This window comes from uncultured Sulfitobacter sp. (genome assembly GCF_947502895.1).
Lineage (GTDB): Bacteria > Pseudomonadota > Alphaproteobacteria > Rhodobacterales > Rhodobacteraceae > Sulfitobacter.
This window is the reverse complement of sequence record NZ_CANNBM010000001.1, coordinates 1,496,728-1,521,061: the sequence shown is the minus strand read 5'-3', so window position 1 is coordinate 1,521,061 and position 24,334 is coordinate 1,496,728. Positions and strand designations below refer to the sequence as shown.

The 24,334-nt window shown below is 58.0% G+C and carries 27 protein-coding genes; 17 read left to right on the top strand and 10 right to left on the bottom strand.

All coding sequences use genetic code 11. The annotated features are described in order from the left end of the window. Positions 1-19: 19 nt before the first annotated feature. Complete coding sequence (locus Q0903_RS07475; RefSeq protein ID WP_299027216.1) at positions 20-613, top strand: glutathione S-transferase family protein; 594 nt, start codon at positions 20-22, stop codon at positions 611-613. Here Q0903_RS07475 and Q0903_RS07470 read toward each other — a convergent pair. Together Q0903_RS07470 and Q0903_RS07465 are read right to left on the bottom strand one after the other, a co-directional pair. Continuing rightward, entirely contained in the window at positions 610-1,788 is a 1,179-nt protein-coding gene (locus tag Q0903_RS07470; RefSeq protein ID WP_299414230.1) for a TIGR03862 family flavoprotein, read from the bottom strand. The genes Q0903_RS07475 and Q0903_RS07470 overlap by 4 nt on opposite strands. Further along, positions 1,785-3,116 carry a mechanosensitive ion channel domain-containing protein gene (locus tag Q0903_RS07465; RefSeq protein ID WP_299027211.1) on the bottom strand — a complete coding sequence of 444 codons (1,332 nt, stop codon included), beginning with the start codon at positions 3,114-3,116 and terminating at the stop codon, positions 1,785-1,787. Before Q0903_RS07465 ends, Q0903_RS07470 begins: the two co-directional genes overlap by 4 nt. Positions 3,117-3,181: 65 nt before the next feature. Between Q0903_RS07465 and Q0903_RS07460 the strand changes: the two genes are divergently transcribed. Continuing rightward, positions 3,182-3,499 (top strand): HNH endonuclease, encoded by a 318-nt coding sequence (locus tag Q0903_RS07460; protein WP_299027208.1) that lies wholly within the window; start codon positions 3,182-3,184, stop codon positions 3,497-3,499. A gap of 126 nt (positions 3,500-3,625) precedes the next feature. Here the strand turns inward: Q0903_RS07460 and Q0903_RS07455 are convergent, their stop codons facing one another. Then, on the bottom strand, positions 3,626-4,234 hold the full coding sequence (locus Q0903_RS07455; RefSeq protein ID WP_299027206.1) for an enoyl-CoA hydratase/isomerase family protein: 609 nt from the start codon (positions 4,232-4,234) through the stop codon (positions 3,626-3,628). Next, the gene (locus Q0903_RS07450) at positions 4,231-4,980 is read right to left on the bottom strand and encodes an SDR family oxidoreductase (protein WP_299414225.1); all 750 of its coding nucleotides are present in this window, start codon (positions 4,978-4,980) and stop codon (positions 4,231-4,233) included. Before Q0903_RS07450 ends, Q0903_RS07455 begins: the two co-directional genes overlap by 4 nt. Positions 4,981-5,145: 165 nt before the next feature. On the opposite strand from Q0903_RS07450, the gene Q0903_RS07445 reads away from it, so the two are divergent. The 6 genes from Q0903_RS07445 to lpxK all read left to right on the top strand — a co-directional run bounded on the left by Q0903_RS07445 (position 5,146) and on the right by lpxK (position 11,460). Further along, positions 5,146-6,681 (top strand): DUF2125 domain-containing protein, encoded by a 1,536-nt coding sequence (locus tag Q0903_RS07445; protein WP_299414222.1) that lies wholly within the window; start codon positions 5,146-5,148, stop codon positions 6,679-6,681. A gap of 118 nt (positions 6,682-6,799) precedes the next feature. Further along, the gene (locus Q0903_RS07440; protein WP_299414221.1) at positions 6,800-8,146 is read left to right on the top strand and encodes a TldD/PmbA family protein; all 1,347 of its coding nucleotides are present in this window, start codon (positions 6,800-6,802) and stop codon (positions 8,144-8,146) included. Next, a complete protein-coding gene (locus Q0903_RS07435; RefSeq protein WP_299414218.1) occupies positions 8,133-8,909 on the top strand; it encodes a 3'(2'),5'-bisphosphate nucleotidase CysQ in 777 nt (258 codons plus the stop codon). Before Q0903_RS07440 ends, Q0903_RS07435 begins: the two co-directional genes overlap by 14 nt. 75 nt (positions 8,910-8,984) lie before the next feature. Beyond that, positions 8,985-9,227 carry a DUF4170 domain-containing protein gene (locus tag Q0903_RS07430; protein WP_299027193.1) on the top strand — a complete coding sequence of 81 codons (243 nt, stop codon included), beginning with the start codon at positions 8,985-8,987 and terminating at the stop codon, positions 9,225-9,227. An 8-nt stretch (positions 9,228-9,235) separates the two neighbouring features. Continuing rightward, positions 9,236-10,462 carry a glycosyltransferase N-terminal domain-containing protein gene (locus Q0903_RS07425; RefSeq protein WP_299027190.1) on the top strand — a complete coding sequence of 409 codons (1,227 nt, stop codon included), beginning with the start codon at positions 9,236-9,238 and terminating at the stop codon, positions 10,460-10,462. Beyond that, positions 10,462-11,460 carry a tetraacyldisaccharide 4'-kinase gene (gene lpxK / locus Q0903_RS07420; RefSeq protein WP_299414215.1) on the top strand — a complete coding sequence of 333 codons (999 nt, stop codon included), beginning with the start codon at positions 10,462-10,464 and terminating at the stop codon, positions 11,458-11,460. The genes Q0903_RS07425 and lpxK overlap by 1 nt, the downstream gene beginning before the upstream one ends. Here the strand turns inward: lpxK and Q0903_RS07415 are convergent. Genes Q0903_RS07415 through Q0903_RS07405 form a run of 3 tightly spaced genes read right to left on the bottom strand, consistent with a single transcriptional unit; the run spans position 11,457 to position 13,809 of the window. Then, on the bottom strand, positions 11,457-12,569 hold the full coding sequence (locus Q0903_RS07415) for a CaiB/BaiF CoA-transferase family protein (protein ID WP_299414213.1): 1,113 nt from the start codon (positions 12,567-12,569) through the stop codon (positions 11,457-11,459). The genes lpxK and Q0903_RS07415 overlap by 4 nt on opposite strands. Then, positions 12,569-13,252 (bottom strand): DsbA family protein, encoded by a 684-nt coding sequence (locus Q0903_RS07410; RefSeq protein WP_299027181.1) that lies wholly within the window; start codon positions 13,250-13,252, stop codon positions 12,569-12,571. Before Q0903_RS07410 ends, Q0903_RS07415 begins: the two co-directional genes overlap by 1 nt. Positions 13,253-13,302: 50 nt before the next feature. Further along, positions 13,303-13,809, bottom strand: a complete 507-nt coding sequence (locus Q0903_RS07405; RefSeq protein ID WP_299027178.1) for a DciA family protein — start codon at positions 13,807-13,809, stop codon at positions 13,303-13,305. A gap of 139 nt (positions 13,810-13,948) precedes the next feature. Between Q0903_RS07405 and mutY the strand changes: the two genes are divergently transcribed. From mutY to Q0903_RS07390, 3 genes are read left to right on the top strand one after another with little or no spacing between them, the layout of a single operon-like run. Beyond that, positions 13,949-15,028: an A/G-specific adenine glycosylase gene (mutY, locus tag Q0903_RS07400; protein WP_299414208.1), complete on the top strand. Its 1,080-nt coding sequence runs from the start codon at positions 13,949-13,951 to the stop codon at positions 15,026-15,028. A gap of 31 nt (positions 15,029-15,059) precedes the next feature. Continuing rightward, positions 15,060-16,211: an alkane 1-monooxygenase gene (locus Q0903_RS07395; protein ID WP_299414206.1), complete on the top strand. Its 1,152-nt coding sequence runs from the start codon at positions 15,060-15,062 to the stop codon at positions 16,209-16,211. A gap of 57 nt (positions 16,212-16,268) precedes the next feature. After that, on the top strand, positions 16,269-16,691 hold the full coding sequence (locus Q0903_RS07390; protein ID WP_299027167.1) for a response regulator: 423 nt from the start codon (positions 16,269-16,271) through the stop codon (positions 16,689-16,691). A 424-nt stretch (positions 16,692-17,115) separates the two neighbouring features. Here Q0903_RS07390 and Q0903_RS07385 read toward each other — a convergent pair whose 3' ends face one another. The 3 genes from Q0903_RS07385 to Q0903_RS07375 all read right to left on the bottom strand — a co-directional run bounded on the left by Q0903_RS07385 (position 17,116) and on the right by Q0903_RS07375 (position 19,644). After that, positions 17,116-18,216: a site-specific DNA-methyltransferase gene (locus Q0903_RS07385; RefSeq protein WP_299027159.1), complete on the bottom strand. Its 1,101-nt coding sequence runs from the start codon at positions 18,214-18,216 to the stop codon at positions 17,116-17,118. A gap of 107 nt (positions 18,217-18,323) precedes the next feature. Continuing rightward, positions 18,324-18,938, bottom strand: coding sequence for a ribonuclease HII (locus Q0903_RS07380; RefSeq protein ID WP_299414202.1), 615 nt, complete (start codon positions 18,936-18,938; stop codon positions 18,324-18,326). A 148-nt stretch (positions 18,939-19,086) separates the two neighbouring features. Then, on the bottom strand, positions 19,087-19,644 hold the full coding sequence (locus Q0903_RS07375) for a hypothetical protein (RefSeq protein ID WP_299027153.1): 558 nt from the start codon (positions 19,642-19,644) through the stop codon (positions 19,087-19,089). 175 nt (positions 19,645-19,819) lie between these two features. On the opposite strand from Q0903_RS07375, the gene Q0903_RS07370 reads away from it, so the two are divergent. The 6 genes from Q0903_RS07370 (at position 19,820) to Q0903_RS07345 (ending at position 24,333) form a co-directional block, all read left to right on the top strand. After that, positions 19,820-20,110 carry a hypothetical protein gene (locus Q0903_RS07370; protein WP_299414501.1) on the top strand — a complete coding sequence of 97 codons (291 nt, stop codon included), beginning with the start codon at positions 19,820-19,822 and terminating at the stop codon, positions 20,108-20,110. Then, a complete protein-coding gene (locus Q0903_RS07365; protein WP_299414199.1) occupies positions 20,082-20,786 on the top strand; it encodes a hypothetical protein in 705 nt (234 codons plus the stop codon). The genes Q0903_RS07370 and Q0903_RS07365 overlap by 29 nt, the downstream gene beginning before the upstream one ends. 54 nt (positions 20,787-20,840) lie before the next feature. After that, positions 20,841-21,323, top strand: a complete 483-nt coding sequence (locus Q0903_RS07360) for a hypothetical protein (RefSeq protein WP_299414196.1) — start codon at positions 20,841-20,843, stop codon at positions 21,321-21,323. After that, positions 21,277-22,053: an HpcH/HpaI aldolase/citrate lyase family protein gene (locus Q0903_RS07355; protein WP_299027145.1), complete on the top strand. Its 777-nt coding sequence runs from the start codon at positions 21,277-21,279 to the stop codon at positions 22,051-22,053. The genes Q0903_RS07360 and Q0903_RS07355 overlap by 47 nt, the downstream gene beginning before the upstream one ends. After that, entirely contained in the window at positions 22,050-23,234 is a 1,185-nt protein-coding gene (locus Q0903_RS07350; RefSeq protein WP_299027140.1) for an MFS transporter, read from the top strand. Before Q0903_RS07355 ends, Q0903_RS07350 begins: the two co-directional genes overlap by 4 nt. A gap of 76 nt (positions 23,235-23,310) precedes the next feature. Beyond that, entirely contained in the window at positions 23,311-24,333 is a 1,023-nt protein-coding gene (locus Q0903_RS07345; protein ID WP_299027136.1) for an aspartate-semialdehyde dehydrogenase, read from the top strand. Position 24,334 lies beyond the last annotated feature (1 nt).

Below are 24,334 nucleotides of genomic sequence, written 5' to 3'. Positions count from 1 at the left end.
AAAACAAGGGAGAGATCAAATGTACAAAGTTGTTGGTGGCGTAAAATCACGCGCGTTTCGGGTGATGTGGCTGCTGGAAGAGCTGGGCCAGCCTTACGAGATCATTGATGCGGCCCCCCGCTCGGACGAGGCGCGGAAGTACAATCCTTCGGGCAAAGTACCTGCATTGGTGGACGGTGACGACGTGCTGACGGATTCCTCTGCGATCATGCTCTATCTTGCAGACAAGCATGGCGCGTTAACTGCGCCTGCTGGCACGCCAGCACGTGCGCGGCAGGATGCCATGCTGTTCTGGTTGATCGACGAATTCGATGCGATCCTTTGGGCGGCTGCCAAACACAGCTTTGTTTTTCCCAAGGATCAACGTGTGCCTGTGATTAAGGACAGCCTGAAGGCCGAGTTCGCGCGTTCAGCCGCCCTGCTGGCCGAGCGGCTGGAGGGCCCCTTCCTGATGGGCGAAGAAATGAGCGTGCCTGATATTTTGGCTGTGCATTGCATCAACTGGTCTATCGGTGCGGGATTTCCGGCAGTAGATGAACGCTTGGGCGCATGGGCGGCTGGCCTGCGCAAGCGCGACGCATTCAAGGCCGTGCGCGCCCGCGAAGCGGCCTAGGATTTCAGGCGGGCCGCCGCGTGCTGGCCCGCCCATGCCCCTGTGGCAAGGCAAGCGTTGATCAGATAGCCGCCTGTGGGTGCTTCCCAATCCAGCATTTCCCCTGCTGCATAGGTGTTTGGCAGGGCCTTGATCTGCAATCCTTCGTCCAGTCCGCTGTGCGCAATCCCGCCCGCAGTCGAGATCGCCTCATCCATCGGGCGCAGGCCTGCATGTTCGAGAGGCAGCGCCTTGATGATGCCCGCGAGGGCAGCAGGGTCTTTGGGCAAGGGCATAGCCATTTCCTGCAACAGCGCAATCTTGGCCGCATCCAGCCGGAGCGTTTTGCGGATATGTTCCTTCAGTGTGGTTTTACCTTGAGGTTTGGACAGCTTTTGAACAACTGCTGCCATGTCCATATCAGGCGCCATATCCATCAACAGCGGATGCCCTTCGCGCACGCCGCGCGAGACGGTATAGATGCCGCCACCTTCCAGACCTGCGCGTGAGATCACGGCCTCTCCACGTGAGATATAATCACCCGATGACAGGGCGATCCCTTTAATCGCTGTACCAAGATGCTTGTCCATATACGCAGACCACGCGACAGCAACGCCTGCATTGGCAGGGGCGAAGGGCGCTAATGGCACATCTTTTGCCACCAGCAAATCGGCCCACGCCCCGTCCGAGCCGAGACGCCGCCAGCTGGCCCCGCCCAGCGCAAGGATTGTCGCATCCGCAACCAGCGTTTGCGCACCCTCGGGCGTGTCAAAGGTCAGCGCGTCATGCCCCCAGCCGGTCCAACGCCAACGGGTGTGGAACGTCACACCCAGATCGGTCAACCGCCCCATCCATGCGCGCAGCAACGGCGAGGCCTTCATCGCATCGGGAAACACACGTCCGGTGGAGCCTGTAAAAACGCTCTGGCCTAGGTCCTGCGCCCAGTCTTGAACCGCCTGCGCATCAAAGCCCTGCATGATGGGCGTCAACCACGGCGCCGCATTGCTGTAGGCTGCGTGAAAACGCGCAGTGTCTTCCGATTTGGTAAGGTTCAGGCCAGACTTGCCTGCCATAAGGAATTTACGCCCGACGGAGGGTTTCGCCTCACAAACCGTGACGGCCACACCATTCTGGGCCATCACCTGCGCAGCCATCAGGCCTGCGGGGCCAGAACCGATAACAACGGCATGCTTCATTGCTGCGGCTCGGACGGCGCGTTGCCCTTTATTTCGATCACGCGCCGCGGATATGGAATTTCGATGCCATTGTCGCGCAGGGCATTCCAGATCAGGAACAACACGTCGGAGGTGTATTTATTGGGGCCGTCATCAATACCGTTGACCCAGAATTCGACTGCAAAATCGATGCCGCTATCGCCAAACCCGCGCAATTCGCAATCGGGGGGATAAGGCAGATCCTGTACATCGGGATGCGTGGCCACTGCCGCTTCGATGATTGCGGGAACCAGATTGATATCCGTGTCATAACTGACCGAGAACGGCGCTTCATATCTATTGGCCGAGCCGGAATCGGAATAGTTTACCACGCGGGTTGTGATGAAGTCCTCGTTGGGGACCACAATCCAGCGGCCATCGAAGGTTTCCAAAATTGCTGCTCGGGCGGTCATTTTGACAATCTGGCCTGACTCGCCGCCGTCCAGCTCAACATAATCGCCGACAGTGGCCTGCCCCTCGACCAGCAGGATCACCCCCGAGATAAAGTTGGAGGCGATCTTTTGCAGACCGAAACCCAGACCAACACCGATTGCACCACCCAAGACCGCCAGCGCGCCCAGATTGATACCCATCACATTCATCAGAAGCAGGAAGGCGACAGCAAAGATAATAAACTCAACCGTCTTGATCAGCAGTTGCCGGATCGACGGTCGCATCTCTTGCTTTTCAATCAAGGCAGAGGTTTGCGTGTTGGACCACTGGCCCAGCCAGAACAGCAGCGACCCCGCGATCAGACCGCGCACAATCGAGATGAGCGAGAACTGGATGTTGCCAACACCGACGATCGTCTCGCTCAGCGTGAGAGTGACCAGATCAAGCAGCCCGAAGGTGTAGAGCGCCGCAATCGGAAGCAGGACAAAGCGGCCCAGCACCTTGAGGAAAGGATCACGCAGAATGTCGCGCACGAATATCCGTGCAGCGAGAAAAATGAACAGGCGTTTACCAAAGGCGATCACCGCCCCGCTGTCAAAGATCGAGCGGACAATCTGTTCGCCTATTCCGGTCAGGGCGTAGGCCAGCAGCGGCAGGATTAAAGGCAGGAATTGCAGTACCAGCAAACGCGCCGAGGTGAACATGTTCTGCGTTTCGCCAGGGTCGACCAGACGTTGCAGCGCCGGGCGTAACCGCCGCGAAATCACCACTGCCAAAAGATAGGCCGCCACCAGTATGGCAAACTGTGACCACGCCGCAGGGCTGAGCAACCAACCCAGTGCCAGTTCATAGGCTTGTACGCCGTAGCCCGCAATCTGCTGCACGATTGGCGGATATCCCGAGAGGTCAAAATTCATGTTAGTACCCTTGCCTGACTGGTTATCCGTACCACCCTCTTGGCGCAGGGACAAAGGAGGATCAAGTGGCCCGTACACTGGACAAAGAAAAGCGCGACCCGATTTGCCCGCTATGCCTGCGGCCGATCCCCGAAGGCGTCCCGCAGAGCCAGCATCACCTGATCCCCAAGCTTAAGGGGGGAAAGGGCGGTCCGATGATCCTGATGCACCACATCTGCCACCGCGAAATTCACGCCACATTGACCGAGGCGGAGCTTGCCCGCAGCTATCACACGCCCGAAGCGCTGCGCGCGCACCCGCGACTGGCCAAATTTGCGGCGTGGGTGGCCAAGCGCCCGCCGTCATTCCGCTCAAAAATACCGGGGGGTATGCGCAAGCGGTAGGTTTGTGATATGCCCCGAAAAAACCGCCTGAACAGGCAATAACTGGAGCAGTCCTATGCGTATCGCGATTATCCTCACATCCCTTTTGATGCTTGCCGCCTGTGACGTGCCGTTCGTCCCACTGATCTAATGACACATGGCCTTGATCCCGTGGGCGATATGCTCGGGCGCGGCCAAGGTATCAACGCAGAGCAGACGCGCAGTTGCTGCCAGATCGTCCGGTTCTACGATCCGGTCTATCAGGCCAAAGGCAAGCGCCTCGTCTGTCAGTACCTTCTGGCCGCCCATCAGGATCATCTTGGTGCGTGCAGGGCCGATCAGAGCTGCCATGCGCGCAGGATCGCTGGGTTGCGGTAGAAAGCCGAGCTTCATCACCGGATAGAAAAACTTGGCCCCAGGTACGGCAATGCGAATATCGCAGGCCAGCGCCATGCCCATGGCACCGCCCGCCAGTGTACCGTTTAGTGCCGCAATGGTGAGGCCAGGCAGCCGCGCTATTGCGCCTGACAAACGCTCCCACAGGTCCGAAACGGCCAGACCTGCGCGCGCAGCGTCCAGATCGGCGCCCGCGCTGAAAATCTTGCCACGCCCTGTTAGGATAACAGCACGGGCCTCGCCCGCACGCTCCATTATCTCACACAGCTCGCGCAGCATGTCTTCGGTCAGCGCGTTGGCCTTGTCGGGGCGATTGAGCGTGATGGTCCAGACGCCCGCCTCTTGCGACAGCTCGATCATATCAGGCCCACCGCGCGGCGGATGCCTTCCTCGCGCAGCGATATTTCCTCGCCACAGTAGCTGTCTGAATCTGCGCTGCACATCCACAGCAGGCATCTGGCCGGCCAGTCGGCAGGGATATGCACCTCCCAATCCAGCTGGCTGACGGGGTTGATGCCCGACGCTTTGATTTTACGCTGCATTTCGGTGGCAACTGTACCGGGAGACAGGCCAATCGCACGGATACCGTTTACAGACTCTTCGAGGTGCAGCGAACGGTTGAGCATGTTAACCGCCGCTTTGGATGCGCAATAAGCGCTCCATCCCTCAATCGCGTTATGCGCAGCCCCTGAGCTGATGGTGAGAACAGAGCCGCCGCCACCTGATTTGAGCGCAGGCAGCGCGGCATGGACGCCGTTGAACACCCCTTTGACATTGATATCAATCAGCTGGCCCCAATCATCGGGATCTGCCGCGCCCAGAAGGCTGATCGGGTCCACAACGCCTGCGTTGTTAATCAGCACATCCAGCCCACCAAAGACTTGCACGGCTGTTGCCACTGCCGAGGACATCTCGCTGTAGCGCGCCACATTACACGGAATAGCAATCGCCCGTTCGCCAATCTCTCCTGCGAGGGCGGCGATATCATCCTGTGAGCGCGCCAGCAGCACAACATTTGCGCCCGCATTGGCGAAAACCCGCGCAGCCTCCGCCCCGATGCCGCGACTGGCGCCTGTGATCATCACTGTCTTTGCCGTCATATCCATCTAGATTCTCCAAGATCTTGCAGGTTTTTGTATCATATTGACCATTTAGGTAGCGCGACCGCGCCTTGCAGGCCACCCCATGTATACAGCAGCGCACCGCCCCTTGACCCGCTGTGCTGTTTGCCTGACGTTTGTACCAACATTTGAATGACAAGGATTTCACCAATGTCTATTGCCCGCGCCTATCTGACCTCTACCGCGATCAGCCTGTCACTGTTTGCGACCGCTGCAAGCGCCGATCTGACCGCCACCAATGTCTGGGAAGACTGGCGCGGGTATATGGAAGGCATGGGCTATGTTGTCACAGCAACCGAGGATGTATCGGGCGACAAGTTGTCGGTGAGCGATATCGCTGTGCAGATCGAAGGTGGTCCTGACATCTCTTCCATGACCATGCGTATGGGGATGCTCGAATTTGTGGAGCTGGGTGATGGGACAGTAGAGGTCGTGATGCCCGCGGTGATGCCGATGACAATTGATATCGTCCCGAAAAGCACACCACGCCCTGCGCGCATCTCGCTTGACTATACTCAAGATGGCCAGCGGATGATCGCAAGCGGCGATGCGGCTGCCATGCAGTATGACTACACGGCGGACAGCTTCGGCATTGCCCTGTCGGGCCTGTCGGTAGACGGGACAGAGTTTGACGAGACCACCGCACGATTTGTTTTAACGGGGACGGGCGTTGAATCCAAAACCAATGTCAGCGTGGGCGAGACACGGCGATACACGCAGTCGCTAAAAATCGGGCAAGCCGCGCATGATTTGTTCTTCAAATCACCCGACGGGGTTGAGGCGATGACCCTCAACAACACAATGCAAAATCTCTCTCTTGAGAGCATCAGTGCTTTGCCTGTTTCCGAGATTCCCCAGACGCAGGATATCATGCCCCTGATCGCGGCAGGTTTTGCCGTCGACGGCACCTTTAAAGCGACGGGAAGCGAAACAAAGATCGAAGTAGTCTCGGAAGAAGGTACATCAAAGATCAAGACAGGCTCGGCCAGCTCGACCTTAGGGATCGCGATGGGCGCGGACGGAATCATCTATGACGTCGCGGCCACTGAGGTACAGTTGGGTGCGCAGCTGGCGGGTTTGCCCTTTCCCCTGTTTGCAGAAATGGCGCAGTCGGGGTTCGAGATGCGGGCACCTGTGATGAAGTCCGAGACCCCGCAGGACTTTTCGCTGGCGTTTGATATGACGGATTTCACCATGTCGGATATCATCTGGGCGCTGTTTGATCCGTCAGGTCAGCTGCCCCGCGACCCAGCCACGATCGCCTTGGGCCTGAGGGGTAAGGCAAAGGTTCTGTTCGATACCCTCGATCCCGAACAGATGGGTAAGCTGGCTGGCAGCGGCGCCGTCCCGGGTGAACTGAATGCCCTCACGATTGACCGCCTCACAGTAGACGCGGTTGGTGCAAGGGTGGATGCCACGGGTGACTTCACTTTTGACAATACCGACACGACCACTTTGCCGGGATTTCCCAAACCTGTCGGTGACATCAACATCGACGTTGCGGGTGCCAATGCTTTGATGGACAAGCTGGTTGCGATGGGCCTGCTGCCAGCCGATCAGGTAATGGGTGCGCGCATGATGCTGGGCCTGTTCGCCGTTCCAGGTGACGCAGATGACACGCTGAAATCCAAGATAGAGTTTAACGAGGCAGGGCAGATATTGGCCAATGGTCAACGGATCAAATAACGCCATTTATCTTTGATAGTTGAAAAGCGGTCCAATCGCGGGCCGCTTTTCTTTTAGCGCACGCCCTTGCGGGGGGTCTATCCCACCGCTACCTCTACCCCCTGATCAGGAGTGTACGATGACCCAATCCCTTGAGGCGCTGACAGCGCATATGCTGGAGGCGGCAAAGACCGCAGGCGCAGATAACGCAGATGCTATGGCTGTGCGCGGTACATCACTTTCAGTGACTGTCCGCTCGGGCGCGATGGAAGAAGCCCAGCGCGAGGAAGGGACCGATGTCGGGTTACGGGTATTCGTCGGCCAGCGCACGGCGATTGTCTCCGCCTCTGACACTTCTGCGCGAACCCTGTCTGACATGGCGGAACGGGCGGTGGCCATGGCGCGTGAAGCACCTGAAAACCCTTATGCCGGCCTAGCGGATGCGGATCAGCTGAGCACCGTTAGCGACGCCACGTCGCTGGAGCTGTTCGACCCGTCACAAGAACCGGCCCCAGAAGCATTGCAACAAGATGCCATGATCGCCGAGGCGGCTGCACTGGATGTAGCAGGCATCGAGCAAGTAGATGCAGCAAGCGCAGGATATGGTGCGCGCGAGATACATCTGGCCGCCAGCAACGGCTTTGCGGGCGGAACCCACCGCACCGATCGTGGCCTGAGCTGTATTGCCATTGCTGGCACCGGCACGGGAATGGAGCGCGACTATGACGGTGACAGCCGCATCTTCCAGCGCGACCTACGCAGCGCAGAAGAGATCGGACGCACCGCAGCAGAGCGCACCTTGCTGCGTATGAACCCGCGCAAACCGCCCACAGGCAGCTATCCTGTCTTGTTTGATGAACGCATCGCAAGCTCGCTGATCGGGCATCTGCTGAGTGCGATTAATGGCAGCGCCATCACGCGCGGCGCGTCCTTTTTGCGCGATGCGATGGGAACACAGGTGCTTCCAGAAGGTCTATCGCTGATCGAAGATCCGCACCGCCCCCGCATCACAGGCAGCCGCCTTTTTGATGCTGAAGGTCTGCCCACTGCAAAGCGGGCGGTGGTGGAGAACGGTATACTGCAAAGTTGGACGCTTGATCTGGCAACGGGTCGACAACTGGGTCTGCCCTCTACTGCGAATGCCGCGCGCGGTACGGGGTCCGGCCCTTCGCCCAGCCCATGGAACATGGCACTGACCCAAGGGACAGCCAGCCGCGATGATCTGATCCGCGATATGGGTACCGGCCTGCTGGTCACTTCGATGATCGGATCGACCATCAACCCCAACACGGGCGACTATTCGCGCGGGGCAGCGGGACTGTGGGTGGAGAACGGCGAGATCACCCATGCGGTGAACGAATGCACGATTGCGGGTAATCTGCGCGACATGCTGCTGGCAATCGTACCTGCCAATGATGCACGCACACACCTCAGCCGCGTTGTGCCGTCACTACTAGTATCGGGTATGACCATTGCCGGCGACTGATCTTCCCCTGTTGATTGATGCTGTCCGCATGGCAGGCCGCGTTGCGACCAGCTATGTCGGCGCGTCAGCAAAACGCTGGGACAAGCCAGGCGGTGCAGGCCCCGTGACAGAGGCTGATCTGGCCGTGAATGACCTGCTGCAATCGGTATTGCTATTGGCGCGTCCCGACTATGGCTGGCTATCGGAAGAAACCGAAGACGGCACGATCAGGCTGGGTCATGATCGTGTGTTTATCGTCGATCCCATAGACGGCACCCGCAGCTTCACCGAAGGCGCCAACACTTGGGCGCATGCAATAGCTGTAGCTGAACATGGCAAGATTACTGCAGCGGTAGTCTATCTGCCGCTTCGCAATCTGCTGTACACGGCTGCTCTGGGTTCGGGCGCATTTCTGAACGGCTTCCCCATTGGTGCCTCGCAAATCGACAGCTTTGCACAGGCCACCATCCTTGCTGCAAAACCCGCAATGGCCAGTACTGTTTGGCGCAGTGGCGCATGCCCGCCGTTCAAACCTGCCTATCGCCCCTCGCTGGCTTACCGTCTGGGGCTGGTGGCGCAAGCGCGGTTTGACGCCATGCTAACCCTGCGGCCCAGTTGGGAGTGGGACATCGCCGCAGGTGCGTTGATTGTTGCCGAGGCGGGCGGCACCATTACCGATCAGCGCGGACAAGCCTTGCGGTTCAATAACCCCGATCCGCGTCTCGACGGAGTTGTTGCGGGAGGTGCTGCTATTCACACTGCCGTAATGGGTGCGCTGGCATAAGGTCATGTGTTTGCTTGACGGCACCACCTCGCGCCGTGCAAACACGCAATGACCAACCTCAAAGGACCCATGAATATGACCCAACGCCTGCACCTAGTCTTTGGTGGCGAGCTGGTAAAACCCAGCGAAAACACCTTCAAGAACGTGGACGACATTCATGTTGTTGGCATCTTTCCAACGTATGAAGCCGCCTATAACGCGTGGAAAAACGAAGCGCAGCGCACCGTGGACAATGCCCATATGCGCTATTTCATCGCCCATCTGCACCGTTTGCGCGATGAAGCAACAGCAGCTTCTCCCACAGAAGAACTGGGTTAAGGCGGCCCGTGGCCCGCTCTTTGGGCCTGACGGCGTACCGTGCGATTGCGGGGCGCGGCGAGGGGCGGATGCCGCCCCTCAATATCCCGCGCCCCGAAGGCGAGCTTTTGTGGATACATTGTGGCGAGCCTGACGGTTATCTCGCTGTACAGGATCTGGCGATGCGCCAGATCGCCAGCAGGCCCGGACTGAATGTGCTGATTACAATGGCCGACCTTCCGCGCAGCATGACAGACTCCACGCCGCCAGCGCATATCATTCTGACGGAGGTCTGCGACGAGCATCCCGCCAGCGTCGAGACATTTCTGGATCACTGGGCGCCAGATTGCTGCGTCTGGACATGGGGCAGACTGCGACCAAATCTGCTACTGTCGGCATCAGCACGGAACTGTCCGATGTTTTTGATCAATGCGGATGCAGCAGGGTTTGATGGCCGCAGGGACCGCTGGCTCCCCGATGTGGCGCGCAATCTACTGCCTTTGTTCAGCGCCGTCATGGCCCGCAACCCCGCAGCAGCGCGGCGGCTGTCCCAACTGGGGCTGGGCCACGGGGAAACGGAAATCACTGCGCCGTTGCAAGCAGGGGGACAGGCATTGGCCTGTAACGAAACCGATCTGGCTGATCTGGCAGCCACGTGTATCGGGCGTGCGATATGGTTTGCCAACGGTGTACAACCAGAAGAATTGCAAACTGTGCTCGCCGCCCACCGACAGGCCCTGCGCCTGTCCCACCGCTTGTTGCTGGTGTTGCGGCCCGCTGGTGCGCTGGACCCACAAGATGCATATGCCCAAATCCGCGCGCAGGAATTTCGCGTGCTTCAGTGGGATGAAGGTCAGTATCCTGATGAAACAACTCAAGTTCTGATCAGCGAAGACCCTCATGATATCGGACTGTTCTATCGCATGGCGCCTGTCTCGTTTTTGGGTGGCTCACTGGTTGCGGGGCGCGGCGGCGTTGACCCGCTAGAGGCAGCGGCCCTCGGCTCTGCCGTTCTGTACGGCCCGCGCGTCGGGCGGTATCTGCAAAGCTATTCGCGCCTTGCCTCGGCGGGTGCTGCGCGGATCATCAACGACAGTGCCGCCTTGGGCATGGCCGTCTCGCGGCTGGTTGCACCCGATCAGGCCGCCATCATGGCTCATGCGGGTTGGGAAGTGGTTAGCGAAGGCGCAGTGCTGATGGACCGGATTACTGATCTGGTGCAGGATATGCTCGACACCCAGCAAGGAGTTGAATGATGCGCGCGCCTGCCTTCTGGCACACCACGCGGCCTGGCTTGCGCGCAAGACTATTACAGCCGCTTGGCGCGGTTTATGCCCGTGCGACAGCGCGCAGGCTGGCACAAGGCACACGGCAAAAGATGAATGTGCCGGTGATTTGCGTGGGCAATATTAACGCAGGTGGCACCGGCAAAACGCCCACGGTGATTGCAGTGGTCGAGAGGCTTCGCGACATGTACCTTGAGCCGCATATCGTGTCGCGCGGCTATGGCGGCACGTTGGAAGGCCCCGTGCGCGTAGACCCTGCGCGCCACACTGCGGCACAAGTCGGCGACGAGCCATTGCTGTTGGCCGCCTTTGCAGAAGTCTGGGTTGCACGTGACCGCGCCGCAGGCGCGATGGCCGCGCAAGAAGCAGGCGCAAAGGTGATCGTGCTGGATGACGGTTTCCAGAACCCCGCACTGCACTATGATCTGAGCATCGTCGTTGTAGATGCACAAAAAGGGTTTGGTAATGGTTTATGCCTACCCGCAGGACCGCTGCGCGAACCCGCAAATATAGGGTTGGCACGGGCTGATCTGCTACTGTCTATCGGTGACGCCTCTGCGCAAGAGCAGTTTAAATCGGGGATTTCAGCCAACACGCCCTCCCATGTTCAAGCGGCACTGACTCCGCTGCAAACTGGTATGGACTGGACAGACACGCCTCTGCTTGCCTTTGCGGGCATTGGTCACCCTGAAAAGTTTTTCGCTACACTGCGCGGTCTAGGTGCCACGCTGGTTCATGCAGAACCGCTGGAGGATCATCAGCCGCTGACCTCTGCGCTGTTGGGACGGTTGGAGGCGGACGCCCGCGCGCAAGGTGCGCAACTGGTGACAACGGAAAAAGATGCTGTTCGCCTCCCGGCAGCGTTCCGCAGCAAGGTCATCACATTGCCTGTCAGGCTCAGGCTATCCGATCAGAACGCGCTATGGGACGCGCTGGACAGGATTGCCACGGAGGCCGCTAAGCCCTAGTCATCCTCGCCCAGTTTTGGCGCAGGTCGTTTGAGCGACAGCTCCGCTCCGGAAAACTTGAAGGGTGAGTTGATACCCGGCACACCATCAATTTCGATCTGCATGCCACGCGCAATCACCTGAGGGTCGTTGAACGTGTCTTCCATCGTGTTGATCGGCCCTGCGGGAACATTGTGGTCTTCGCACAATTGCAAAAGGGCATCGCGGGTATGAAGGCGGGTGGCCCCCTCCAGCCGTGCGTTCATCGCGGAGCGGTTGGCAACGCGGTCTGCATTGCTGGCATAGTCGGCATCATGCGCCATGTCATCCAGCGCCAGCAGGGTGCAGAGGCGCTGGAACTGCCCGTCGTTGCCTGTGGCGATGATCAAATGACCATCAGAGGTCTCGAACACTTCATATGGCGTAAGGTTGGGATGGGCGTTGCCCAGACGTGTGGGCGCATTGCCCGTTGTCAGGTAATTCATCGCCTGATTACCTGTGATCGCAACCGCACAATCCAACAATGCCATATCAATATGCTGGCCTACACCTGTTGTATTGCGCTGGTAAACCGCGGCGAGGATCGCTGTGGTGGAATAAATGCCTGTAAAGATATCCGTAATTGCCATGCCGTGTTTTTGCGGCTGGCGGTCAGGCTCTCCGGTGATGGACATCAGGCCCGAAATACCCTGAATAATAAAATCATACCCAGCGCGGTGCGCATATGGACCTGTCTGGCCAAAACCGGTGATCGAGCAATAGATCAGTCCGGGGAAGCGCGCCTTGAGCGTTTCATAGTCCATCCCGTATTTGGCAAGCCCACCCGTTTTGAAATTCTCGATCAGGATATCGGCATCTTCCAACAGGGCGTGCATCTTTTGCTGCCCTTCGGGTGTGCGTAGATCGACGATCACAGATGCTTTGCCGCGATTGGCCGAGTGGAAGTAAGAGGCCGATTTGTCATCATCCCGCTGCACAAAAGGTGGACCCCACTGGCGCGTATCATCGCCAGCGGGGCTTTCGACCTTGATTACTTCAGCGCCCAGATCAGACAGGGTCTGGCCAGCCCAAGGACCCGCCAGAACGCGGGCCAATTCGATTACTTTCAATCCGGTAAGAGGCGCTGCCATCAGCCTGCCAATGCGTCTTCGATGATTTCCTTCATCTCGGCATAGCTCATGTTGGAGTATTTTTTACCGTTGATGACAAAGCTGGGCGTGCTGTCGATGCCGTCGGCTTCGGCGTTTTCCTTGTACCACGCCACCAGTGCCTGCTGGTTGTCGCTGTCTTGCAGGCAGGCTTCGATTGTCTCGTTGTCCAGTCCTGCCAAACGGCCAATTTTACGCAGTTCTTCCACGATGGCGGCGGGGTCACCTGCGCGGGTCCATTGAGCTTGGTTGGCATAGATCAGGTCGGCCATGCCAAAGAATTTGTCCTTCCCGCCACAGCGCGCCACCTGAGAAGCCCAAAGGCCGAAGCGGTCAAAGTAGACTTCGCGGTAGACGAATTTGACCTTCCCCGTGTCAATGTAATCGGTTTTCAGTTGCTTGTACGGGCCTTGGTGGAAGGTCGCGCAATGCGGGCAGGTGAAAGAGGCGTATTCGATAATCTCTACGGTGGCGTCCGCATTGCCCGCGATCATGTCAGGGATTGCGGAGGTGTCTACATCACCGCTTGTGCCTTGCGCATTGGCGGCACCCGGCAGGGCTGCGTCGGGGAAGGCAACTGTTGTCGCGCTGCGGTTGCTGGTCATGTACCAGCTGCCAAGGCCAAGGGCGGCAAAGGCGCCAAGGAGGATATTTCTGCGGTTCATCGTCTGTGTCCTTCGATCAGTGAATCTTGTTTAGCATACAACGCGCATGCCTAGCTATTTTGCTTTTTCAATATGTTCTCGCCGAGTCGTGCCAGCGCATCGCGCAGACCGTCATCGCCGATCTGCGCCGCCTTTTCCGCTGCTTTCGCTTGCAGGGCAGGATCTGGGGCAGCAGTGGTTTTCTTGGGCGCATGTTCAAACGCCACGCGCCCTTCGGCAAATCCGGTCGCTGCTGTTTGCGTCACCCGCACCCGCGCGATGGCATTATAGCCGTAGACGGCATTGACCCGCGCACGCAGCTGTTCTTTTTGCATCTCAAGCACGGGTGCATTGGCCCCTGTCGTCAGCAAGGTCAAAGTTGCTCCCATGCCACCGCGTCCGTAGGAAACCTCAACCGGCCGTGATATAGCTGCGGCATCATCACCCACCACTTCAGCCCAGTTGGTCAGCAGACGGGACTGCGCAAAACCACGGCTTTCGGACGCCTTGCGAATCTTGCCGGTGAGCAAGCTGGCCGTTCGGGCAAATCCTTTGGTTGTGGTGCGGCGGGGCGGCATAACGGCTTTCTGTGTCAGGGCGGTGGCACCCGAAAGGTGCCCGCGCTATGTGGAGTACATGGCATCATAGCGCAACCATGCGCCCCTGCCACTATGACAAATAGGGATTGGTTCATAAACAGTGCGTGACAATGATAACATGTCTGTAACCTTGCTGGATTGGTACGATGCAAACGCCCGCGAGATGCCGTGGCGTGTATCGCCGCGTGACCGCGCCGCGGGGGTGATGCCCGACCCTTACGCCATCTGGATGAGCGAGATCATGTTGCAACAGACGACTGTCGCGACGGTGAAAGACTATTTCAGGCGATTCATCACACGTTGGCCGACTGTTGCTGCGCTGGCGGCGGCGGAAGATGCTGATGTCATGGCCGAATGGGCGGGTCTTGGATATTACGCGCGCGCCCGCAACCTGCTGAAATGCGCCCGCGCTGTTGTAGCCGATCACGCAGGCACCTTTCCCGCAAATCACGATACCCTGCTCAAGCTGCCGGGGATCGGGCCATATACGGCGGCGGCTGTCTCTTCGATCGCGTTTGATCTGCCACATGCTGTTCTGGACGGAAACGTCGAGCGTGTGATGGCCCGTTTGCACAATATCCACACACCGCTACCAGAGGCGAAACCAGAATTGATAGCAGAGGCAAAGGCGCTGACCCCGCAAAAACGCCCCGGCGATTATGCCCAAGCCGTGATGGATCTGGGCGCCACGATTTGCACGCCGAAATCGCCTGCTTGCGGCATCTGTCCATGGCGTGATCCCTGTGCTGCACGCGCAGCTGGCACCGCAGCGGACCTGCCTAAAAAGACACCGAAAAAGGCCAAGCCCATCCGCCATGGCACCGTCTATCTGGGGCGGCGTGAGGATGGTGCGTGGCTGCTGGAGACCCGCCCTGAAAAAGGACTGTTGGGCGGTATGCTCGGCTGGCCTGGATCGGATTGGGTTGATACTGCCCTTCCGCACCCCGACAGCACCCCCCCCATCCAAGGCGACTGGCGCGCTTTGGAAGGCGAGGTGCGCCATACTTTCACACATTTCCATCTCATTCTGCGGGTGATGGTGGCCCGACTTCCACAGAACGCGCAGCCCGATCAGGGTGAATTCAAACCGCTAGCTGCATTCAGCCCGTCCGATTTGCCAACTGTCATGCGCAAGGCCTATGATTTGAACGCGCAGGACGTAACGCCACGTATGACACAAGGCGGGTCTCTGCTATAATATCTGCACAGCGACAAACAGGTTCCAACCCATGACAGATACCGCCCAACCCATTCCGCCCTCCGAGCTGTCCAAGCTCAGCCGCGCCTTGCCTTTCTGGCTATCACTGGCGCTGGTGCCGCTGATATGGATCTCGGCGTTTTATGGCGGCTGGACGTTGGTGATTGTACCTGCCGCGACGTGGTATCTGTTCTCGGCGCTGGACGCCGCAATCGGGCTTAACACGGAAAATGCCGATTTGTCTGCCACAGACGATGATATGTACTGGTACAAGATGATCACGATCATTTGGGCGCCCGTGCAGGGCGCGATGCTGCTGGGTCTGTTATGGTACGTCCCGCAAGCCGACCATCTAAGCACGTTTGAGCGGATTGCCGTGTTCTTTGGCGCCGGGGTGATTACAGGCACAGTGGGCATCAACTATTCCCATGAACTGATGCATCAAAAGGACAAGGTCGAACGTTGGATGGCCGATATCTTGCTGGCAATGGTTCTTTATTCCCATTTCCGGTCCGAGCATCTGCTGGTGCATCACCGCTATGTCGCTACACCGCGCGACCCCGTGACCGCGCGCTATAACGAAGGATTCCACCGCTACTACCCTCGGGTTCTGCGGCAAAGTCTGGTCAGTGCCTTTGGCGCTGAAAAGGCGATGCTGGCCCGCAAAAACCTGCCGTGGAGCGACCGCAGCAATCCCTTCTGGCGCTATTGGGCGCTGCAGCTCAGCTGCTTTGTGCTGGCGTTTTTACTGGGCGGTTGGGCCGGTGTCGGGCTGTTTCTGGTGCAGGCAGGTGTTGCGATCTGGCAGCTGGAGCTGGTCAACTACATCGAACACTACGGCCTGACACGCAAACATCTGGGCGACGGAAAATACGAACATGTTCGCCCGCACCACAGCTGGAATGCCGCGCATAAGGCATCGAATTGGCTGCTGATTAATTTGCAGCGCCATTCCGATCACCATTACAAACCCGATCGCCGTTTTGCCGTGTTGCAGAACTATGGCCCAGACGAAGCACCGCAACTGCCATTCGGTTATCCGCTGATGACAATGCTGGCGATGATGCCGCCGCTGTGGCGCCGTGTGATGAACCCGCGCGTGCGCAAATGGCGCAGCATGTATTACCCCGAGGTGTCCGACTGGCAGGCCTATAACCGCGCCGAGACACCGCAGCCGCGCTAAGCGGTTCTTAATCCCTTGCTGCGATGGTTTGACGATAGCGTTGAACAGGGGATTCTTATGCAGCAGACCGTGACAGCCCAGCCATCGCATGATGCGACCTGCCTCATCATCGAAGATAGCCAGTTTGACCAACAGATGATGACACGGGTTGTGGCCCGTTCACGGGAGCGGCTGCAGGTAAAGGTGGTCGGCACACTGCAATCCGCCCGCGAGTGCCTTGCAACAGGCGATGTCTCCCTGATCCTTCTGGATAACCGATTGCCAGACGGCATCGGTGCAAATTTTGCGCTTGAACTGGCGTCAGACCCCAGACATGCCTCCACACCCGTTATCATGGTCAGCGATTGGCCCACCCCGTTTATGTGGGAAAAAGCCGCCTCTGCAGGGGTTCTATATGTGGTTAACAAGGCCGAGTTCGGTGTCCGGTACGTAAAGCAAGCCCTGCGAAAAAGTCAGCCAAACCACGCGCGCGCGAGCTAGAGCAGGACTGCTGCGCGTGGTGGATATTTGGCGCAGCACAATTGTAGCGCGCGCAATGTCAGCGTACTTGCAGATACATGGATTACCTTGTTTCGCTTTTGCCGTTAGCACAGCCTCTCGCTCTTGTTTCACTCACTATTGCAGTCTTCGCAGGGCTGATGGGCCAAGCGCTCTCTGGCGGGGTCAGGTTTGGCAACCGTAGACCAGAACCACCCCCGAAAACCAAAACTGGCAAAGCCCTCCGCGTGGTTGAGCGGATTGGGACGGGTGTTTTCTTTGTCTGTTTGACTGTCATTTTGGGTGCATCACTCAGCGGCGCATAAAAAAAGCCCCGCCATAAAGGCGGGGCCAAGGTGAGTGTCATCGTTGCGATCCCTCGGATAGAGGGCGCAGTGACACTGGCGGTGTTCGAATTTCTGGATAATCAGGCTTGCATTTCAGCCCTGATTTGCTGGCGCAATACGTCGATTGAGACGTGTTTTCCTTCTTTTTTATAGCACCAGTATGTCCATCCGTTGCAGCTAGGCGCGCCTTCAAGAGCGGCACCGACTTGGTGGATGGATCCTTTGACGTCATCACCGATGAGCGTGCCATCGGCGCGCACTTTGGCTTTATGACGGTTGTTCATGGAATAGAGGTTCTCGCCCGGGCGCAGCATACCACGCTCGACCAGCTGGCCGAAGGGTACGCGGGGTTCCGCCCGTTTCGACGTGGTGGTTTGCAGCGCTTCCATGTCAAACTTGCGCACGTTTGCGATGCGTTTGGTTGCGACCTTGCGGTATTCTTCCTCCCGCTCGATCCCGATAAAATCGCGGCCCAACATTTTGGCAACCGCACCTGTGGTGCCTGTGCCAAAGAACGGATCAAGGATCACATCGCCCGGATTAGTTGAGCCAACCAGTACGCGGTGCAGCAGGCTTTCGGGTTTTTGAGTGGGGTGCGCTTTGTCACCGTCATCGTTTTTCAAACGCTCATGACCGTTACAGATGGGCAAGACCCAATCGCTGCGCATCTGAATGCCTTCATTCAGCGCTTTGAGCGCTTCGTAGTTGAAGGTGTATTTGCTGGCCTCGTCTTTGCCAGCCCAGATCATCGTTTCATGCGCATTGGTGAAACGCTTGCCGCGAAAATTCGGCATCGGGTTTGACTTGCGCCACACCACATCATTGAGAATCCAATAGCCTTGGTCCTGCAAAGCGGCACCAACGCGGAAGATGTTGTGGTAGCTGCCAATGACCCAGATCGCACCATTCGGCTTGAGCAGACGGCGCGCCGCCTTGAGCCAGGCCTTGGTGAACTTGTCATAGATCGCAAAGCTGTCGAACTGGTCCCAATCGTTATCGACTGCGTCGACTTTCGAGTTGTCGGGACGATGCAAATCACCGCGCAATTGTAGGTTGTAAGGCGGGTCTGCGAAGATGAGATCAACGCTTGCTTCAGGTAATGAATTCATCACCTCGATACAGTCGCCGCTCAGGATCGTATTAAGGGGAAGCGCCTGCGCTCCCTTTGTCTTTACTGTCATAACTCTGCCTCTGTCCCCGGTGCATTTTTTGCACTCGTTGGTTGATGACAAGGATGACTGCAGACCGATTCGTGGTCAATTTGTTTTTTGAATCAAAGTTTTAAGAATTATTCTTGCCACAAGATGTTGTGTACGGGTTTGAACAGACGTCTATGGTGTGGGGTTACGCCCAGTTTTTGCAATGCGGATATGTGGCTTTTTGATCCATAACCCATGTTCGTCTCCCAGCCATAACCGGGGTGCTGTTGCGCCAAGGACAACATGACATAATCCCGACATATTTTGGCCATAATTGAGGCCGCCGAAATGGAAACAGAACGGGCGTCGCCCTTGATGATTGTTTCCGCGCGAAGGGTCATTCCGCGCGGGATCATGTTTCCGTCGATCAGGCAATAGTCAGGCGGCACCTTCAGCCCCTCGACCGCGCGCACCATTGCAATGTGACTGGCGCGCAGGATGTTATGCTCTTCAATCTCTTCAACGCTCGCATGGGCGATAGAAACATCCGCCACCTCCATAATCTGCGAATAGAGCGCCTCACGCTTCTTGTGGCTCAGCTTCTTGCTGTCGTTCAGGCCTTCGGGGATGCGCTCAGGGTCCAGCACCACGGCGGCGGCTGTCACAGGCCCCGCCAAAGGGCCACGCCCGACCTCATCAATCCCTGCAATACGGGAATATCCTTGGGCGCGGGCGCGGGTCTCAAATGAGTAATCAGGTTGCATGGTGTTTCAGAAACCCAAACGCGCTCTCCGACGCAAGCGAAAAGGGAGAGATGCCCGAACATCTCCCCCTTCCCTTATGCCGTGCGGGGGACGTACCGCACGGGCGTCCGGCGCTGGTGTGGTGATACTCCTTGCGCCGAATTCTGTATCAGCGGCGGGCCAAGCGGTAGCCGTTCTGGCGCAAGCAACGCGCACCATAGCCAGAACGCTTGCCTTCGTTTGTCCGAACCCGAACAAAGCAGTTTTGCGGCAAACGGTTCACGAACTGGTAATTCCGTTCCAGACAGCGATTCCCGAACATCCGCACCTGACCGCGGCGGGTATCAAAGCTGCGGAAACATCTTTGTGGTAAAAGCTTGCGGTTTACGCGCTGCGGCAACGGCTTGGGCTGCACCCGCTGCCGCTGCTGGGTATGTGTGTGGCGGTGTGCGTTACGGCCATTCGCATGGCTATGCTGCTGGGCGCCGTGGCGGTGCACAAGGCTGTGTTGCTTCCGCACGGGTTTAGCGTGGGTCTGGCGGGCCCTCTTCTTGTCCTTATTGTTTTCGTGAATGATTGCACCAACGGCGGCCAGCCCCAGAATGGTGGCAATCGTGCGGGCCGTGCGATCATTATCAGCAAAGGCTGGCGCAGCGGTGAAGGCCGTCATAGCGAGGGCAGCAGCCGTAACAGTACCAATAAAGCGTGTGGGAAGTTGGAAACGCATGAGAGTGATCCTTTGAGTGAGGGGAGCAGCACATCGGAGACATGCGGCGGGTATAGGACCAAACTGGATGCAGCACCTTCAGACAGGCAATAACAGCCGCCTGTTATCGGATAACGCCTTTCGTTGGCGCTATGGGATATTGAATATCAACGCTGAAACCCGCATCGTTGGTGTCATGAAACACATCCGCATTACACTTGTTGCAGTCATGCTGCTCGCGCTCAGCGGGCCAGCCTTTGCTGCCGACTGTTACGCCGACTACAAGGCAAAACAGGATAACCCGCTCAGGCTACATTACGGTGTGGCCGAGATTTCAGGCCGATGCACAAAATCTGCTGCCCGCGCGCAGCTAGCCCAGCGTTTGGGCGCACAGGGCTGGACGCTTTTGAACGTTGTTTCGGTTTTCGGGCCGGAGGGACTAGCACAAAGGAAAGATAGTGCCGGATCAAACTTCCTCCGCTTCTGATATGCGCCGCAGCGGAGGCCGCCTGATTGTGGCGGGCATCTGCGCGGTGGCAGCTTTATTAGCGATTGGCGCAGTGGTGATGTTCTGGGCCTTGCCTGATGCGAACGCATTCAATGCGCGCGTTGAACGTATATTCGTTGAAAATGATAATCTGACCTCGGCCTCCGAAATCAAGCTGCTGGAGATTCTGGCGCAGTCGGGTACCGCGTTTTCAGACACATTGACAAACTACCGCGTGTTGATTGGTGTTTTGCTGATCTTTGCCGCCGCGATGCTGGTGGCAGCGGTCGTGTTTTTGATGCTGCTGATTACCTTCAACCGCCGCATGGCCCAGATTGAGCGGACGGGAATTCAGGTGTCATCCCTTCTTATCAGCCGCGAAGAAAACAAGGTCTATCTCAACAACCTCGGCTTCAAACTGACCGATGCGGCGATGGAAACCCTCGCCGTTCTGGCAGAAGCGCGCATGGATGATGACATCATGTCGGGTTCCGAGATTGAAGGTGTGATATCGGGCCGTTCGGCGGCTGATTGTGACGAAGCGGCGGGTGCCACGCGGATCAAACGGTTGCGCGACACACTAGGCAACCAGATCGTGAGCGAGCTGCTGGTGAAAAATATCGCGCGACGTGGCTATATGCTGGCGATTGATAAGGATGTGATCAAGGTTCTGTAGTCTTGCTTTTGCGAATGACTCGCAATTAGGGCAAGGCGTTGCTATACATGCAATATGAACAGAAGACAGTTTACCGCCTCACTCGGCGCGCTTGCGGGCGCCGCTGCCCTGCCATTTCCCGCATTGCGGGCGGCCACCGCCGCCGCACCTGCGGTACCACCAACGGCCTACGCATGGGCGCATCTGATCGTGCGCGCACAGGCCAAGGCAAGCCCCGCGATGCTGGCGCGCCAATTGGGACTTTCGCCCGAAGTTGCACAAAGCCTTTTCGACACGCTGATCCGTGATGGTGTGCTGCGCGCACCCGGTGCGGCAGGCATTGCACAGGCCGCACATCCGCTACATAGCACAGGGCATACAGCCACTGCCCCCCAAGCCTTACGCAAACGCATGCAAAACCTGATGGAGCGGGCAAAATCATCGCGACCACTGGTCAAGGACGATACTCTGGACGTAGGGTGCAGCAAAACCGTCCAAGAGAAAGATCACGATGCCAGCACCCCTGAATACATTCAAGAAAGCCCTGTCAGAGGGTAAACTGCAATTCGGCTGCTGGGTCGGTCTGGCCAACAGCTTTTCTGCTGAAATGATGGGGCAGGCTGGTTTTGACTGGCTGGTGCTTGACGCAGAACATGGCCCGAATGATCTGCGTACAATCCTGTCGCAGCTTCAGGTACTGGAAAGCACAGATGCCCACGCGGTCGTCCGCGTGCCTGTGGGCGAAACCTATATGCTCAAACAGGTCCTCGATGCTGGCGCGCAAACGGTGCTGGTGCCCATGGTGGAAAGCGCCGATCAGGCGCGACAGCTGGTGCGTGATGTTACCTACCCGCCCCACGGGGATCGCGGCGTGGGGTATGCCCTGACGCGGGCTTCAAAATTCAGCACCATCGCGGATTACGGTACGACGGCAGACGCGCAGATTTGCCTACTGGTGCAGGTAGAAAACATGCGCGGTATGGCGGCGCTAGACGATATTCTGAAAATTGAAGGCGTAGACGGTGTGTTTATCGGCCCTGCTGATCTGGCCGCTGACATGGGACACATGGGCAACGCAGGACATCCAGACGTACAAAACGCCATCATGGATGCACTGGCCCGTATCCGCGCAGCTGGCAAAGCGCCCGGCATCCTGTCGACCCGCGATAGTATGACAAACGATGCCATCGCGGCTGGCGCGCAGTTTGTAGCCGTTGGTGCAGATATCTCTTTGCTGGGTCACGCCGCACGCCAGTTGGCGGAAAAATGGCAGGCCACCAAAGGATGAACACAGGTATTGCTCTGCTGGCATTTGCGTATGTGCTCAGCCAGTTTTTTCGCGCATTCTTGGCAGTGCTCAGCCCCTTTTTAGCCACTGATATTGCGGCAACCCCCGAAGATCTGGCCTTTGCGTCCGGCCTTTGGTTTATTACCTTTGCCGCAATGCAACCGCCCATCGGGTGGGCGCTGGACACAATCGGCCCGCGCCGTACCGCGGCCACGCTGCTGCTGCTGGGTGGCGGCGGCGGTGCCGCGGTATTTGCGTTGGCCACAGCGCCCGTTCATGTCTCAATCGCAATGGCACTGATCGGAATTGGCTGCGCGCCAGTGCTTATGGCGTCCTATTACATCTTTGCGCTGGACCACCCGCCTGCGCGGTTTGCCTTTCTAGCCGCGTTGATGGTCGGGGTGGGAACACTTGGCAATATCGTCGCCTCCTATCCCACCACTTTCGCAGCCGAGACGATGGGCTGGCGTGCTGCACTCTGGGGTTTGTCCGCATTGTCTGCGGCAACGGCGGCGGGCATCTGGATCGCAGTCCGCGATCCGGTGAAAGAAGCAGAAGCCCAAAAGGGCAGCTTTTTGGAGGTGCTGCGCATCCGCGCGCTCTGGTTCATCTTTCCTCTGATGCTGGTCAGCTACGCCGAGGTCGGCGCATTGCGCGGCCTCTGGATCGGGCCTTATCTTACAGAAGTCTTTTCGGCGGAGCCGCGCCTGATCGGGCAGGCAACCCTTGCTATGGGCATCGCCATGGTGATCGGCCCCATGGCCTATAGCCCGCTGGACCGTCTGTTCGGCACCCGTAAGTGGGTGATCGCTGTGGGCAGTCTGGGCATGTTGCTGGCTACCATTGGCATGATTCTGATCGCTGATAACAATGTACTTTGGGTAATCGTTCTGATGTGCGCGATCGGCTTTTTTGGCTCGACTTATCCGGCAATCATGGCACATGGACGCAGCCTGCTGCCGCGCCATCTGGTGGGGCGTGGCGTGACGATGCTCAACCTGTGCAGCATCGGCGGGGTTGGTATCGCACAGTTTGCAACGGGCCGAATCTATGATGCGACAACGCCCGCTGAATGGGTAGCCGAGCCTTTTGTAGCCATCCTTACCCTTTTCGCTGTCGCATTGGTCGTTGGTTTGGGGATCTATTTGTTCGCCAAAGACACCAAACCCGACAGCACATAGCCCCTGCCCCTTTCCCCCATGGCCAAAGCGGTATAACACGCGCGCACCATCAAACACATATTTTGGAGTAAACGAGATGGGTTATCGCGTCGTGATCGTGGGGGCCACAGGCAATGTGGGCCGCGAAATGCTGAATATTCTGGCCGAGCGTCAGTTTCCTGTGGACGAACTGGCCGTTCTGGCCAGCCGCCGCTCGCTGGGGACGGACGTCAGCTTTGGCGATAAGACGCTCAAGACGAAAGACCTTGATACGTTTGACTTCACGGGCTGGGACATGGCCTTGTTCGCCGTCGGCTCCGAAGCGACTAAGAAATACGCGCCCGTCGCGGCCAAGCAGGGCTGTGTGGTAATCGATAACTCGTCGCTTTACCGCTACGATGCCGATATTCCGCTGATCGTGCCCGAGGTGAACCCCGAGGCGATCCACGGCTACAAGAACAAGAACATCATCGCGAACCCCAACTGCTCGACCGCGCAGATGGTTGTGGCGCTCAAGCCGCTGCACGACCGCGCCACAATCAAGCGCGTTGTTGTCAGCACGTACCAGTCGGTATCAGGCGCGGGCAAAGAAGGCGCAGATGAACTGTGGGACCAGACCAAGAGCATCTACAATCCTGTGACGGATGTGCCGCCGAACAAGTTCCAAAAGCAGATCGCGTTTAATGTGATACCGCAGATCGACGTGTTCATGGACAGCGGAGACACCAAGGAAGAGTGGAAGATGATGGTGGAGACGAAAAAGATCGTCGACCCCAAGATCAAAGTCACAGCGACTTGCGTGCGCGTGCCGGTATTTGTCGGCCACTCCGAATCTATCAACATCGAGTTTGAAGATCACCTAGACGAGAACGAGGCACGCGACATCCTGCGCGAGGCGCCGGGCATCATGGTCATCGATAAACGTGAAGACGGGGGCTATGTTTCGCCCATCGAATGTGTGGGGGATTTTGCGACTTTCATCAGTCGCATCCGTCAGGACAGCACAATCGACAACGGGCTGAACCTGTGGTGCGTCTCTGACAACCTGCGCAAAGGGGCCGCCCTGAACGCTGTCCAGATCGCAGAGTTGCTGGGCCGTGAGTGTCTGAAAAAAGGCTGAT

Excerpts from the sequence above, each read along its gene's own strand:
- Q0903_RS07450 (WP_299414225.1), bottom strand. The coding sequence starts at position 4,980 with ATGGATATGACGGCAAAGACAGTGATGATCACAGGCGCCAGTCGCGGC.
- Q0903_RS07390 (WP_299027167.1), top strand. The coding sequence starts at position 16,269 with ATGCAGCAGACCGTGACAGCCCAGCCATCGCATGATGCGACCTGCCTC.
- Q0903_RS07405 (WP_299027178.1), bottom strand. The coding sequence starts at position 13,809 with ATGCCGCCCCGCCGCACCACAACCAAAGGATTTGCCCGAACGGCCAGC.
- Q0903_RS07395 (WP_299414206.1), top strand. The coding sequence starts at position 15,060 with ATGACAGATACCGCCCAACCCATTCCGCCCTCCGAGCTGTCCAAGCTC.
- Q0903_RS07415 (WP_299414213.1), bottom strand. The coding sequence starts at position 12,569 with ATGGCAGCGCCTCTTACCGGATTGAAAGTAATCGAATTGGCCCGCGTT.
- Q0903_RS07440 (WP_299414221.1), top strand. The coding sequence starts at position 6,800 with ATGACCCAATCCCTTGAGGCGCTGACAGCGCATATGCTGGAGGCGGCA.
- Q0903_RS07430 (WP_299027193.1), top strand. The coding sequence starts at position 8,985 with ATGACCCAACGCCTGCACCTAGTCTTTGGTGGCGAGCTGGTAAAACCC.
- mutY (WP_299414208.1), top strand. The coding sequence starts at position 13,949 with ATGTCTGTAACCTTGCTGGATTGGTACGATGCAAACGCCCGCGAGATG.
- Q0903_RS07465 (WP_299027211.1), bottom strand. The coding sequence starts at position 3,116 with ATGAATTTTGACCTCTCGGGATATCCGCCAATCGTGCAGCAGATTGCG.
- Q0903_RS07455 (WP_299027206.1), bottom strand. The coding sequence starts at position 4,234 with ATGATCGAGCTGTCGCAAGAGGCGGGCGTCTGGACCATCACGCTCAAT.
- Q0903_RS07445 (WP_299414222.1), top strand. The coding sequence starts at position 5,146 with ATGTCTATTGCCCGCGCCTATCTGACCTCTACCGCGATCAGCCTGTCA.
- Q0903_RS07370 (WP_299414501.1), top strand. The coding sequence starts at position 19,820 with ATGAAACACATCCGCATTACACTTGTTGCAGTCATGCTGCTCGCGCTC.
- Q0903_RS07355 (WP_299027145.1), top strand. The coding sequence starts at position 21,277 with ATGCCAGCACCCCTGAATACATTCAAGAAAGCCCTGTCAGAGGGTAAA.
- Q0903_RS07380 (WP_299414202.1), bottom strand. The coding sequence starts at position 18,938 with ATGCAACCTGATTACTCATTTGAGACCCGCGCCCGCGCCCAAGGATAT.
- Q0903_RS07385 (WP_299027159.1), bottom strand. The coding sequence starts at position 18,216 with ATGACAGTAAAGACAAAGGGAGCGCAGGCGCTTCCCCTTAATACGATC.
- Q0903_RS07410 (WP_299027181.1), bottom strand. The coding sequence starts at position 13,252 with ATGAACCGCAGAAATATCCTCCTTGGCGCCTTTGCCGCCCTTGGCCTT.
- Q0903_RS07470 (WP_299414230.1), bottom strand. The coding sequence starts at position 1,788 with ATGAAGCATGCCGTTGTTATCGGTTCTGGCCCCGCAGGCCTGATGGCT.
- lpxK (WP_299414215.1), top strand. The coding sequence starts at position 10,462 with ATGCGCGCGCCTGCCTTCTGGCACACCACGCGGCCTGGCTTGCGCGCA.
- Q0903_RS07360 (WP_299414196.1), top strand. The coding sequence starts at position 20,841 with ATGAACAGAAGACAGTTTACCGCCTCACTCGGCGCGCTTGCGGGCGCC.
- Q0903_RS07475 (WP_299027216.1), top strand. The coding sequence starts at position 20 with ATGTACAAAGTTGTTGGTGGCGTAAAATCACGCGCGTTTCGGGTGATG.
- Q0903_RS07350 (WP_299027140.1), top strand. The coding sequence starts at position 22,050 with ATGAACACAGGTATTGCTCTGCTGGCATTTGCGTATGTGCTCAGCCAG.
- Q0903_RS07375 (WP_299027153.1), bottom strand. The coding sequence starts at position 19,644 with ATGCGTTTCCAACTTCCCACACGCTTTATTGGTACTGTTACGGCTGCT.
- Q0903_RS07345 (WP_299027136.1), top strand. The coding sequence starts at position 23,311 with ATGGGTTATCGCGTCGTGATCGTGGGGGCCACAGGCAATGTGGGCCGC.